Origin of the sequence: Kitasatospora sp. NPDC057965 (genome assembly GCF_042887135.1) — a bacterium.
Lineage (GTDB): Bacteria > Actinomycetota > Actinomycetes > Streptomycetales > Streptomycetaceae > Kitasatospora.
The window spans coordinates 188064-201380 of record NZ_JBHVPZ010000006.1; the positions used below are offsets into that span (position 1 = coordinate 188064).

Below are 13317 nucleotides of genomic sequence, written 5' to 3' on the forward strand. Positions count from 1 at the left end.
GGTCGGGCATCCGGGTCGGGGGTCGGGGGTCGGCGCCGATCAGCCTGGGCCCCGGCCGCCCGGGATCACGGCGCCGGGGTGACCCGCAGCGGGTCCGACACCGACTTCACCGTCATGCTCGGGAACGCGCCGCCGTACCCGACCGTGTTGAGTGCGACGACCCGGTAGAGGTACGGCGTGGTCATCGAGGCCGTCGGGTCGACGAAGGCCCTGGTCCCGTGGGTGTTCGGCTGGTCCAGGGGCGACTCGACCGTGCCGACGTCGTTCCAGGTGGTGCCGCCGTCGCTCGTGCGCTGGACGACGAAGGCGGTCTCGTTGATCGAGTCGTCCTGCCACTCCAGCCGGATCCTGGCGCTCGCGCCGCTGCCCACGACCGTCGAGCTGAGCCCGGTCGCCCGCCTCGGCGGCAGCGCCAGCACCTGGGGACGCATCATGTCCATCTCCTCGTGACTGAGGATGTGGCAGTGGATGACGTACTCCCAGCCGAAGTTCACCAGTCTGTTGCCGATGGGGTCGGTCGGATTTCCCTGCGGGTCGGTGCTGTTGAACCCGGAGGTGTCACCGAGCGGCATCACCGGGTCGAGCGCCCGCACGGAGTTGGGCACTTCGAACGGCACCGTCGGTACGACCGGGCGTAGCGCGACGATCGTGTCCTCCAGTGGGCTCATCCGCACCGTGTCCTTCCACCCCAGCTCGTTGGCGTCCGGTTTGATGACGATGTTGTCCCAGGTCACCCGGTTGAGGACCTGGACGTCGTAGAGGTGGAAGTGGATCGGGTGGGTGTCCACCCCGTTGTGGGTGAACCGCCAGATCTGCGTGCCGTCCGCGTCGGTGCCGATCGGTGCCACCTTGACGTCCGCTCTGGGCAGGTTCGTGCCGTCGATCAGCTCGGTCGGCGGGTTGACGTACGGGTAGAGCGTGACGTTCTGCGCCCCCGGCGTGGGTGGCGACGCCTCGACGCCGAGGTTGGCCGACATCCGGCCGTACTCGTCGAAGGTCGTCGCGTTCATCTCGTCGTGGATGGCCTTGGGCTGCAGCGGCATCGACATCTTGGTCGTGGGCGCCTTCAGCGTGTTGAAGCCGAACGAGGCCGTGTCGTTGACCCGGACCAGGCCGTCACAGGACTTGACGGAGCTGTTCCTGACGTTGCAGTTGCTGGCGGCGGGGAAGCTCGTGCCGTACGCCGAGTTGTAGGCCGCCTGTCCGACGATCACCGGGTTCTGGCCGGACTCGAAGACGCCCGAGCCGTCCGCGTGGTGCTTGAAGGCGGCCTGCAGCTTCGTCAGGTTGAACGCCGGAGCCGGCGCCGCGTCCGCGATGGTCACCCGCATGACGGTGCGGGTGTTGGGACCGTACCCCGGCAGGATCCTGGGTGCTCCGCCGGACGCGGTGAGGTCGGGGGCACCCGTGTAGTAGTCGTACGACGAGATGCGGGCCGGGTAGGCCGCGGGCGCGTCGTTGTAGAGGATGAGCGTCTTGCCGGCGAACTTGGAGAAGTCGACCAGCACGTCGGCGCGTTCGGCCGGGGCGACGGTCAGTGAGTGCTTGTCCACGTTGCCGACGTCGAAGCGCGTCGGGTCGGTGATCCAGGTCGTCGGCTGCTGGCCGTCGATGACGGCCGGCGCCGGCAGGAAGCCGCCCTCACTGGCGATCTGGATCCAGTCCGGACCGGCGGAGTCGTTGTTGGCGTCCGCCGGGGTGGGCGCGACGTTGGGGTCGGTCTGCGCCGCCGCCAGCTCGTCGGCGTTCAGCGCCACCTCGGTCGTGCCGTCGCCCTGCTTCGGATCGGCCTTGTACCACTGGAAGTTGAAGAACCGGTCGTTGGCGGCGTTGAGCAGCCGCAGCCGGTAGGTCTTCGGCTGCAGCGTCACCTTCGGGTAGGCGACCCCGTTGACGATGGGCGTGTCGTTGAACTGCTCCATGCCCATCGAGACGTTCGGCGTGCCGGGGATCTGCTCCGGCTCGCAGTACGGCGCGACCTGGTACTGCCAGGTCGACGGGTCGTCCAGCTTGCAGCGCGGGTCGTGGTAGGGGTTGGCGATCGGCCCGTACTTGGTGTCGCCGGCCGGCGGCCAGAACCACGGCCCGTACATCCAGCGGCCGTAGGAGCTCATGCCCGACGGGTCGCCGGGGTTCTGTGCCGGCATGTAGACGTGGTGGTACCAGAAGCTGCCCTTGCCGCCCCAGCGCGCGGTGTCCCAGGTGGGGTCCTGGCCGTAGGCCACGGTCTTTCCGGTGGCGTCCTCGCGGTCCTTGAGCTGGGCGTCGTCCGGTACGAAGGTGCGGTCCTGGACGAGCAGCGGGATGGTGTCGGCCGCGCCGGGGATCGTGCCGCCGGCGACCAGTGCCTTCTCGGTGTCGTCGGTGATGGTGTAGCCGGCCGCCTCGCCGGCGTACACGTTCAGCCGGGTGATGCCGTAGGAGTGGTCGTGGTAGAACATCAGCCGCGCGCTCTGCTGGTTGGTGTAGTAGAAGGTCGAGCAGCCGTCGTCCTGGGCGGCGCAGAGCTCGGCGCCGGTGGCGTCCAGCATGTCCGGCACGTTCCGCACGCTGACGCCCTGCGGCCAGGGGGTGGCCTCGCCGGCCGGGGTGATCCACTGGTGCGGGGTGCCGTCGCTGATCCACGGGGTGACGCCGCCGTGCAGGTGCAGGGTGGCGCGGTTGTCCTTGAAGCAGTCGGCCTTGTCCCCGGTGCAGGCCGGATTGCGCACCCCGTCCGTGACGGTGCCGTCGTTCGACGGCGGAGGCATCGTCATCGGGCCCGCTCCGGCGCCCATGCCGGTGCTGTCGACCGGCAGGAACAGGTCACCGGCGGCGCCGGTGGGCAGCAGGTTGCGGAACACCACCCGGACCGGCCGGTCCTTGGTCGCGGTGATCAGCGGTCCCATCCACTGCGGTGAGGTCACGCCCGTGTACGGCAGCGGTTGCCGGGTGCCGTCCATCAGCTCGTTGTAGAGCGGGACCCGGCGACCGGGCACCGCGTCGGTCGACAGCTGCACGTAGCCCCGCACCAGGGTCGGCGGCAGGTCGGAGGAGAACCGGGTGAGGTACTGGACGAGGCCGATGACGTACTCGTCGGCCGGTCGGCCGCCGGTGGTGACGGGCTGCGGCACGGCGACCGGGACGAACTTCTCCGACGGGTCCGTCGACGGCGCCCGCAGCTGTGCGACGTCGGGGCAGCCGGTGCCGTCCGTCCCGGGGTCGCAGGTCAGCGGCAGGGTGTCCTGGAACTTCTTCATCCCGACCGTGAGGTAGCCGGCGCCCGGGGCGGTGACCTCGATCCCGCTGATCGCCCCGGTGTCCGTCACCGCCCGCACCGCCGCACCGGTGCCGCCCCGGCCCGTCGGGTCGGTGACGGTGACGGCGGGCTCCGCGGTGTAGTCGGACCCGATCGCGTCCACCCTCACCTCGACGAGCTTCAGGCCGGCGGCGGCCGTCGCCTTCGTCGCGCCGGGGATCGGGTCGGCCGGCGTCCCGTTGCGGATCACCACGCCGGGTGCGCTGCTGTAGCCGCTGCCGGGCTCGTCGACGGTCACCTTGGTGACGCCGCCGTCCGCGGTGAGATCGGCCGGATCGACGTGACCCTTGGCCACCGTGCCGTTCGGGTCGTCGGGGAGGTCGAAGTCGACCGTCGGCATGGTGTAGCCCGCCCCGCCGTCGGTGACCGCCACGGCGCCCACCCCGCCGGAGGCGGTCGCGGTGGCACCGCCGCCGCCACCGCCGGTGATCGCGACCGCGAAGCCGCCGTAGCCGCTGCCGCCCGCGTCGACCGTGAGGCCGACCACCGCCCCGGTCGCCTTGACGGTGGCCTGCGCGGTGGCCGCCGTGGTGCCGCCCTCGACGGTGACCGAGGTCGCGCCCGCGACGTAGTGCCGCCCGGGCGAGGTCACCTCGATGCCGGTGATGCCGCCGGTCCGCGGGTCGACGGTGGCCGTCGCCGTGGCACCGGTGCCGGTGCTCGCCGGCACGACCTGCGCCCCGAAGGAGTACCGCCGGTCCTGCGCCGGGTAGCGCGGGTAGGCGGTGGAGCCCGGCGTGACCGTGCCGCCGACGGCCGGCGGCACGCTGGTCGGCGGGTTCGTGGCACCGTCGACCCCGGCCGGGTACAGGAAGGTGTCGGGCGCCGCGCCGACCCCGGTGTCGACCGGGACGCCCTGGCCGTAGAAGCCGATGACGTCGCCGGCCTGCACGGCGACGTCGGGGACCTCGTAGGTCGCGATCTCCCCGGCCCCCGCGGCCGGCCTCGGCACCGTCCTCGGCCCGCTGTCGGCCACCACGGTGTAGCTGCCCGGCGTACCGCCCGGGCGCAGCAGGTAGCCGTGGAAGAGGCCGCCTTCGGAGGCCGTCGGGCTGCCGCCCGGCGTGGCCTGGTTCCAGGTCCGGAAGCTCTTGAGGGTGCCGGCGGGCAGCGGAGAACCGTCCAGGACGACGAGGACCGGCCCGAGTTCGCCCGGCGGTGTCGCGAAGTCGGTCGCGTACGCCCGGTCGACCAGCGGGTTTCCGACCGCCATGGCGGTGGTCCCGATGACCACCTTCGCCCTGGAGGAGGTCAGCGGGCTGTTGGCCCAGTTCGGCCACGGGCCGAAGTAGTGCGGGGCCTTCGCCCCGTCCACGACGCCGCCCGACCCGCGGTGGACGGCCTCCTGTGCCCGGTCGAGCAGCGACATCGGCATCGCCAGCGCCGCCACCATCGTCCCCGCACCGAACAGCGCGAAGGTACGCCGCCTCGACGTCCTCGCCGCCCTCGCCGCTCTCGTTTCCCGTTTCGTGAACACGCCTTCCCTCTCCCTCGGCGAGCTGCCGCCGCTCTCGCGCCCGGGCCCGGCTCCCCCGTCCCGCCGGAGGCCGGCGGAACGGGGGCACGGGCCCGCGCCACCGGCTGGTGACGCGCGCGCGACAAGCCTGGGGCCGGCCGGCGGGGACGGGGGCGAAGATGACAGGTCTCTCATCCGGCCGTCATGCCGGCGCTGCGGGTCCGGGCGAGCACGGGTGCTGACGCCGTGCCACCGCGATGGTCCACGATCGGCGGTGAACCGGGTCGATCCGGACGTCTTCGACCGATCGTCGACGATCCTCCGCCGCGGCGCTTGTAGGATCCGGCGCAGCCGCGGATGACAGCCCAGGGGACGAGTGCGGCCGGGGAGGAGACGGGAGCCCGTCATGGCACGGCTGTTGGTCGTCGAGGACGAGGCGCGGTTACGCGCCTACCTGCGTCGCGTGCTGGAGGCGGACGGGCACGCCGTCGACGCCGCGGAGTCCGGCCCGCAGGCCGTGCAGCGGCTGCGGGCCGGCGGGTTCGACCTGGTCGTGCTCGATCTCATGCTGCCCGGGTTCGACGGCTTCGAGGTGATGCGGCAGGCCTTCGACCGGCAGGCCGACCAGCGGGTCCTCGTGCTGTCCGCCGTGATGGACGTCGCCACCCGGGTCCGCTGCCTGCGGCTCGGGGCGGTCGACTTCCTCGGCAAGCCCTTCGCGACCGCGGAGCTGGTGGAGCGCGTGCGGACCAGGCTCCGGACACCCGGCGCCGGCGCGTCCCAGCGGTGGCTCCGGGTCGGGGAGGTCACCCTCGATCTCGAACGGCAGGCGCTCAGCCTCGCCGGGCGGGAGGTGCCGCTGTCGCACCGCGAGTTCATGCTGCTCGGTCATCTGATGCGGCGGGCCGGTGAGGTGTGCAGCCGGCGTGAACTCCTCGCGGGAGTCTGGGGCCACACCGACGAGCTCGGGAGCAACGTGGTCGACGCGACGGTCCGCCGGATCCGCGGCAAGGTGCCCCGGCCGGTCATCGAGACGGTGCGCAACGTCGGGTACGCCTTCAGTGCCGGCTGAGCGCAGGCGGCCGGTCTTCGCCGGGAGGCGGCTGTTCGCCGGGTGGGTGCTGTTCGCCGGGGGAAGCCAGCTGCTGCTGTTCGTCGAACCCGCCCTGGAGACCCTGGTGTTCCACCTGGTGTGGATCAGCATGTCGATCGTCTACGGCCTCCAGAACTGGTCGGTGCGCCGCACGGCCGCCGTGCTGGCCGCGGTCACCCTGGTGACGGGCGCCGCGCTGGGCCGGTTCGTCGCGCGGGGCCACGCCGAGTGGGACGAACTCGCCGAGGTCCCGCTGATGGCGCTGGTCTTCCTCAGCATGGTGTGGCACGTGCGCCGGCGGGCCGCCGCCCTCGCGCAGACCCGGGAGCTCGTCGAGCGCGAACGCCGGGCGCAGGAGGTCAAGGAGCTCTTCGTGCGCAACTGCTCGCACGAGATGCGTACGCCGATCACGGTGGCCCGCTGCTACGCGGAGATGGTCCGCGACGGGCCGGCGACCCCGGACAGCCGGGAGGACCTCGATGTCGTGGTGGACGAGCTGGACAAGCTCGGCCACCTCGCCGGGCGGCTGCTCGTCCTGGCCGACGCCTATGAGCCCACCGGGTTCGAGTGGACCCCCGTCGACCTCGGCGCCCTGCTGCGGCGGACCGTCCAGCGGTGGCGGCCGGCCTCGGAGCGTGACTGGCTCCTGGACGCACCCCGCGTCCTGGTCGAGGGCGACGAGTCCCGCCTCGAAGCGGCGCTCGACGCCCTGGTGGAGAACGCCGTGAAGTTCACCGTGGACGGGGACACCATCGCGCTGCGCTGTCGCCCGGCCCGTCACGGCGCCGTGGTCGAGGTGGAGGACGGCGGGATCGGCTTCGCCCGGTCACGGGCCGACGCCGACGTCCCGCCCCCGGCGTCGGGGCGCCCCGGCACCGGGCTGGGCCTGGCGATCGCGCGCGCCGTCGTCGCGGGGCACGGCGGCGACCTCACCGTCGTCTCCGAGCCGCCGAACGGTTCGCTGCTGCGGATCACGCTTCCGCCGCGCCCCCCGGCGTCCGATCCGGCACCGGTCCCGGCCGGTGCACCGGGGGTCCGCGGGTTCGGACGGGGCTTCCCCCGGCGGCGGGGTCACGACGCCGGCGGCCCCTCGCGCCGGGTGCGGTGAGCGGGGGCGTTGTCCTTCGGATCACGCCGGAAGGCCCGCCCGGCCGCCGCGGGTGCGGCGGCCGGGCGGGCGACCGAGGGACGGACGGGGGCCGGGCGCCGGGGTCGGGCGCCCTGGTTCGGCCTCCGGGGCAGCCGCCCTCCGGTCAGCAGGTGCCGGCCGGGCGCTCGCGCACGACCAGATCGGTGCGGCCCGCCGTGGCGTCCAGCCAGAGCACCCGGGTGCCCCGGTCGGCCACCGGCGCGTACTGGCCGCCGCGGTTGCAGGAGACCCGCTCGGGGGTGCCGCCGGCGAGCGGGAGCTGCCAGAGCTTCGGCAGGTCGGTGTTCTTCATGGTGTCGCTCACCCGGCCGCCGGCGTAGCCGAAGGTGACGGCCCGGTCGGTGGCGGTGAGGGCGGTGATCCGGCGCGGCGCGGTGGTGCTGCCGGACAGGACGTCGGCCGCACCGGAGCCGTCCGGGGCGCCGGAGCGGATCGAGCTGCCCCTGGTCGGGTCCGTGGGCGTCTCCACCCAGAGCAGCCGGCCGCCGGCGAGCCTGGTCCCGGAGACCCGGGTGGCATCGGGCACCGGGTACTGGGCGAGGGTCCGGCCTTCGGCGATCGAGTAGAGGGTCGGCGCGCTCACCGTCCGCTCGCCGACCTGCCAGCTCTCGGTCCAGGCGAGCAGGCCGTCCTTGAGGGTGAGGTCGGCGGCGGCGTGGCCTTCGGGCAGCGGGACGGCGGTCACCGGGGCGCCGGCACGGGACAGCTGCGGCCAGGTCCGGCCGGTACTGAAGTCGTTCGCCAGGAAGGCGACGTCTCCGCCCGAGATCCGGACGTCGCCGAGGTACTGGTTGGCGGCGCTGTGGACGCTGCGCGCCGCGCCGCCGTCGAGCGGCCGGGCGAACACCTCCATGCCCCACTGGCCGTTCGCGCCCTGGCCCATCGCCGCCCACGCGGCGCTGGTGCCGTCGGTGGCGGGCCAGCCGTGCGAGCGGCCGTCGTCCGGGCTGAGCCGGACAGGCTCGGCGGAGCCCGCGACGGAGCCCGCGTAGACGCCGAGGCTGCCGCGGCCGCCCTTCCCCGCGGTGGCCGCCACCCAGCGGCCGGCGGCGGCGTCCGGCGCGATGCTCTCGGTGGACAGCTCGCTCAGCAGCGAACGGCTGTCCACGCCGATCCGCCGCTGCCAGCCGGACTTGATCCCGTGGGCGTCGAACGCCCCTGCCACGGCGCGCAGTTGGGCGCGGTCGAGGCCGAGCGCACGACCGGCGGCGAGCACCGCGTTGCGGGCGTCCACGAAGTCGTCGAGCGGGGTGAGGTACTCGGCGAGCGCGCGGTACACCAGGCGGTCGGCGGTGAGCGGGTCGAGGGCGCGCCGGACGTCCCACAACGCGCCCGAGAAGATGGTGGAGTTGAGGTGCACGCCACCGTTGTCGACGCCCGCGGGCGCCCCGATGAAGTCGGCGACGGTGGTGCGGCCGTCGTCCAGCCGGCGGACGGCGCAGGCCTCCGGGGTGCCGGTGCGGCACAGGTCCTCGCCGAGCAGCGCGGCCCGCGGGTCGGTCATCGGGATGCCGCGGCTGGTCACCTCGATCGCGTTGCCGAAGTAGTCGGCGACGGCCTCGTCGAGGGCGCCGGACTGGCCGAGGTAGACGAGCTGGGCCGTGTGCTCGACCACGCCGTGGGTCATCTCGTGGCCGGCCACGTCACGGGCGACGGAGAACGGGCGGTACGTCCCGGTACCGCCGCCGTAGATCATCTTCCGGCCGTCCCAGTAGGCGTTCTGCAGGGGCTCGCCGAAGCTGGTGACGTTGACGACGGAGGTGATCGGGCCGTTGTCGCCGTCGATCCCGGCCCGGCCCAGGCGGGTGCGGTAGAAGTCGTCGACGGCGGCGGCGTTGAGGTGCGCGTCGGTGGCGCCGCTGGTGCCGGTCGAGGCCGGGAAGTCGGGGCCGGCCGAGGCGGCCGGACGGGCGTCGGCGGGCAGGCCGCCGTTGAAGTCCAGGACCTCCCGGCCGGCCGCGTCGTAGGTGGTGATGGCGGCGGGGCGGGCGAGGTCGGTGAGCTGGTAGCTGCCGTCGGGGAGGCGGCCGACGTTCACCGGCACGGAACGGCCGAGGGCGTCCGGGGCGGTGCCGGTGGCGGGTTCCACGGCCGCGGTGGCGGCCGCGGCACGGCCGTCAGGTGCGGCCGACGCGGCGGCTGCGGCGGCCCGGTACGGGGCGCGCACGTCGTAGGTGAGCGCGAGCTGACCGGTGGCCGCGTCCACGAACACCTCGCGCGCCGTCGACGCCCACACGGCCGGGTCGGTGCCGCGCACGGTGAAGTGGCGGGCCAGCCGGCCGGCACCACCGGGCAGCACCACCGGACCGTGGTCCTCCACCGTGGCGCCCTCCCGGGCGGTGGGGTCCTCGATCGCGCCGAGCGCGAGCCGGCGCAGCACCTCGTCCGGGACGCCGGGCACGGTCGGGACGGTGAGCCCGGTGAAGTACTTTCCGCCGACCGACTCGACCCGCTGCCCGCCGCCCTCGCCGACCAGGTGGACGAGGTAGGCGGCCCCGAAGACCGGGACGCCCCCGTGCTGCTGGGCGAACCTGACGGTGCGACGGCCGTCGGCGGCCCGTTCGGTCCCGGTCTCCACGAGCTGCGCCGGGTCGACCCGGTAGCGGTCCCGGTGGGCCGCCAGGTGGGCGCGCGCGGCGTCGGCCGGAGTGCCGCCGGCGGCCGGCTCGGCCAGGCCGGTGACCAGCTGCGGGGCGGCGGTGTCCGATCCGGCCACCAGGCCCGGGACGGGGTCGGCATCGGCGGCCCGGGCGGCCCCGGCCGCCGCGGGCGGCACGCCCAGGCCGAGGCCCAGAACGGCGGCGATCGCCGCGCCGAGCAGTTTGGGTGAACGGGAACGCTGGTGCACTGCGGTCCTCCCACAGGAAGCGGAGGGCCCGGCCGTACGCCGGACCACACGTGTACGGCGGGCGCCCACACCCCCACGACTCGTCCGCTCTCCGGATCCGGTCGCCCGCCTGGCGAACACCATAGGACAGCTTTCGACATATGTCGACCATCTGCATATGCAGGCCGACGGGGCCCGGGCCGACCGATGCCCCGCGGTGGACAGGCTTGGCAATGCCCAGGTCATAAGGGGGTCAAGACTGCCGAATCGGAAAATATGTGACGATCCATCAGATCTGTCGCGCACCATTTCAGATGGCGAGGGGACCGTCCCCCATTTCCTTCGCAGCGCCGAATAGACACGCGATTGTTACCATCAATCAACACAAAATTCTCTCGGTCGCATACGATCCCCTGCGAACCGCAACTCGCCCGACCCGCGCCCCTGCCGGGCGCCATGAACCACCTGTGAGGAACCTCCGCAGCGGTGGGGTCAGGCCGGACCACCGGCCGCCCGACCGCTCCGGACAGCAAGGAGAACCGTTCCGGGCCGCCCGGGCCGACGGCCCCGCCGAATTCTTCGTCGGGGACACGCAAAAGGCCCGGGACCCGGACCATCAGCCCCTGGAGTTTCCTTTGCCCATTCGCCCCGCCGACCTCGCGGCCAGGATGCGCCCGCTGGCCGCTCTGGCCCGCCGCCACCGGCCGGCCGACGGCATGCCCGCCGGACCCGTCGCCACCCCGGAGGAGGTCCTGCCCGACGCCGGGGCGGACGCAGCCGGACCGGACGGGGCGGGACCGGACGGGGTGGGGCCGGACGGGGTGGGGCACGCGGAGTCCCGGCAGGAGGGCACCGGACGGCAGGACGCCGCGCAGCAGGAGCCGCGGTCGCCGTACGAGCTGCTCGCCGAGGAGCGCTCGGCCGGGGAGGCGGAGCTGCTCGGCACGCTCGCGGGTGTCGTCCGCCACCGCGACCACCTGGCCGAGGAGCGCCGGACGCTGCTGCCCGGCGACCGCCGGGACAGCAACCTGGCCGAGGTGAGCAGGGCGGTGCGGACGGCCGGCCTCCCGCACGGCATCGTGCCCGACCGCCACCCGCGGCACCGCCTGGCGATCAGCCCGGGCGACCGGCCCGCGGTACTGCGGGCGCTCGCGGACGCGTTCGCCGGCGAGGCCGTCTACGCCGACCTCCTGGAGCACGGGCGCACCCTCACCACGGTGCTCGCCGAGCAGCTGCCCCGCGCGGTCGCCCTCCTGGAGGCCGGGCCGGAGCACACCTCGCCGGACACCCGGGAGGACGCCGCCGAACACACCCCCACGGACCAGGCCGGACCGTCCTGGCCGGCCGACCGGGTCAAGGGCGTGCGGATCTACCGCCCGGCGGTGATCGGCACCCTGCTGTACGGCCCCGAGACCGGCTGCGACGTCGAGTTCTGGGACTCCGCCGCGCCCGGCCCCGGCGCCATCGCGTCGATCGACGAGACCCCGTTCGGCTGGTGGGTGCCCTCGCTGCGGGCCACCGCGACCACGACCGTCGGCGGCCGGTCGTTCCCGCTGCTCGACGTGTTCGCCACCTCGCTGCCCGACCAGGTCGACTTCCCGATCGACGCCGTGATCACCTGGGTCGACGACGCCGACCCCGCCTGGCAGGAGCGCCGGGCCGCCGCCCGCGCCCGGCTGGCGCACACCGCGGGCCCGATCGCCGAGGAGGACGGCGTCGCCGAGAGCGGCATCGCGGGCGACGCCGACCAGCGCTTCCGCAACCGCGACGAACTGCGCTACTGCCTGCGCGCCCTCGCCGCGTACGCGCCGTGGATCCGCCGGATCCACCTGGTCACCGACGACCAGACGCCGAGCTGGCTGGACACCGGACACCCGGACCTGACCGTCGTCCCGCACCGCGCGCTGTTCGCCGGCACCGACGCGGGCCCGGTGTTCAACTCCCACGCCATCGAGACCCGGCTGCACCTCGTCCCGGGGCTCGCCGAGCACTTCCTGTACCTCAACGACGACGTCTTCCTCGGCCGCCCGCTCATCCCGGAGGACTTCTTCCTCGGCAACGGCATGCCGCGCTACTTCCCCGACGACCGGATCATCCCGCCCGGCGTCACCGAGCCCGATGACTCGGTCTACGTCGCCGCGCAGAAGAACACCCGTGCCGCCCTGGCCGCCGAGGTCGGGAAGACCTACCCGCGCACCCTCAAGCACTCCCCGCACCCGCTGCGCCGCAGCGTGCTGGCCGAGAGCGCGGAGCGGTTCGCGGCGCAGCTGCACGACACGGTCCGCTCGCCGTTCCGCTCGGCCGCGGACCTCGCGCCGGTCACCCTGGCCATCCACTACGGCCACGCCACCGCCCGCACCGTCGAGGGCCACCTCTACGACGGCTACTTCGTCACCGACAGCACCGAGGACCTCGGCCGGCTCGCGCAGCTCCACGAGGAGCGCTGGGCGGACTACTTCTGCCTCGCCGACGGCACCCGGGACCTGCTGGCGCCCGAGGAGCAGGAGCGGGCCGTCACGGACTTCCTGCGGGCCTACTTCCCGGTGCCCTCACCCTTCGAACGCCGCGAAACGGCGCCCGAGCGGCCCTCCGCCCCGGCCGAGGGGCCCGTCGACCAGGACTGACGCCCGGCGCGTGGCGTGCGTCTCATCGGCGCCCCGACCGGGTACGTCCGGCTCCGTACCGTGATGAGATACCCCGAACGAGTGATGACCGCTGGCCGGGGGGTACGCAGTGAGGACCAAACTGATCGGGCTGGGGCCGGACGCGGACGCGCCGGACCTCATCGGCGTGGGGCTGGTCCGCCTCGCCGTGGCGGAACGGCTGACGCCCGCGGCCGGCTCCGCCCCCTGGCAGGGGCGGCTGCGGGCCGCCTCGTTCGCCGACGCCTGGCTCGCCTTCGGCGACCCGGCGGCGCCCGGACTGCGGGTGCCGGCCGAGGCCGTCCTGCAGGCGGTGGTGCGCCGGGCGGCGGAGCTGGTGCTGCGACGCCACGGCGGGGACGGCCCGGCGGCCCTGGAGCAGCTGGGCCGGGAGTCGGCCGAGGCCCGCGAGTGGGCCCGGCTCGCCGAGGTGTCCCACCCGGCCGAGCCGGCCGCGCTGGTCCTGCTCTGGCACGGGGTCCGCTCGGCCACCGCCGGGACCGGCCCCGGCGCGGCGGCCGAGCGCGCGTCCCACACCGCGGCCGTCGCCACGCGGTGCGAGGCCTACGTCCGGGACCACTGCCGCCGCCAGGACCTGCTCGCCCTCGTCCTGGCCTGCGCGCGCTCCGCCGCCGCCGCGCTGGCGGACCTCACCGACGGCGACCGGGACCGGGCCGTGGCCGAGCTCGACGCCCAGGCGGCCCACCACATGGCCCCCACCGCCCCGGTGCCGCTCTGGGTCCCGGGCCGCCCCGCCGGACCCACGGCCTGACGGAACGTCAGCTCCGGGCGGCCCCGGCGGCGGTCGTTCGGAGGCGGAGCACTATCGTTCGACCGATGGGCGATTCGAT

At 74.2% G+C, this 13317-nt stretch carries 6 protein-coding genes; 4 read left to right on the forward strand and 2 right to left on the reverse strand.

Annotated elements, in window-relative coordinates:
• Positions 1 to 65: 65 nt before the first annotated feature.
• Positions 66 to 4691, reverse strand: coding sequence for a multicopper oxidase domain-containing protein (locus tag ACFVVU_RS09910; RefSeq protein WP_387789032.1), 4626 nt, complete (start codon positions 4689 to 4691; stop codon positions 66 to 68).
• A gap of 469 nt (positions 4692 to 5160) precedes the next feature.
• On the opposite strand from ACFVVU_RS09910, the gene ACFVVU_RS09915 reads away from it, so the two are divergent.
• Both ACFVVU_RS09915 and ACFVVU_RS09920 read left to right on the forward strand, forming a co-directional pair.
• Positions 5161 to 5826 (forward strand): response regulator transcription factor, encoded by a 666-nt coding sequence (locus ACFVVU_RS09915; protein WP_380685103.1) that lies wholly within the window; start codon positions 5161 to 5163, stop codon positions 5824 to 5826.
• Positions 5816 to 6955 carry a sensor histidine kinase gene (locus ACFVVU_RS09920; RefSeq protein WP_380685102.1) on the forward strand — a complete coding sequence of 380 codons (1140 nt, stop codon included), beginning with the start codon at positions 5816 to 5818 and terminating at the stop codon, positions 6953 to 6955. The genes ACFVVU_RS09915 and ACFVVU_RS09920 overlap by 11 nt, the downstream gene beginning before the upstream one ends.
• A 145-nt stretch (positions 6956 to 7100) precedes the next feature.
• On the opposite strand, the gene ACFVVU_RS09925 is transcribed toward ACFVVU_RS09920, so the two are convergent.
• Positions 7101 to 9845 carry a M4 family metallopeptidase gene (locus tag ACFVVU_RS09925; protein WP_387789035.1) on the reverse strand — a complete coding sequence of 915 codons (2745 nt, stop codon included), beginning with the start codon at positions 9843 to 9845 and terminating at the stop codon, positions 7101 to 7103.
• Positions 9846 to 10459: 614 nt separating this feature from the next.
• On the opposite strand from ACFVVU_RS09925, the gene ACFVVU_RS09930 reads away from it, so the two are divergent.
• Positions 10460 to 12448 carry a stealth family protein gene (locus ACFVVU_RS09930; protein ID WP_387789037.1) on the forward strand — a complete coding sequence of 663 codons (1989 nt, stop codon included), beginning with the start codon at positions 10460 to 10462 and terminating at the stop codon, positions 12446 to 12448.
• Positions 12449 to 12557: 109 nt separating this feature from the next.
• Positions 12558 to 13238: a hypothetical protein gene (locus ACFVVU_RS09935; RefSeq protein WP_387789039.1), complete on the forward strand. Its 681-nt coding sequence runs from the start codon at positions 12558 to 12560 to the stop codon at positions 13236 to 13238.
• Positions 13239 to 13317 lie beyond the last annotated feature (79 nt).

Bases quoted from the DNA above. Each gene is read 5' to 3' on its own strand.
- ACFVVU_RS09915 (WP_380685103.1), top strand. From the start codon at position 5,161: ATGGCACGGCTGTTGGTCGTCGAGGACGAGGCGCGGTTACGCGCCTAC.
- ACFVVU_RS09910 (WP_387789032.1), bottom strand. From the start codon at position 4,691: ATGGTGGCGGCGCTGGCGATGCCGATGTCGCTGCTCGACCGGGCACAG.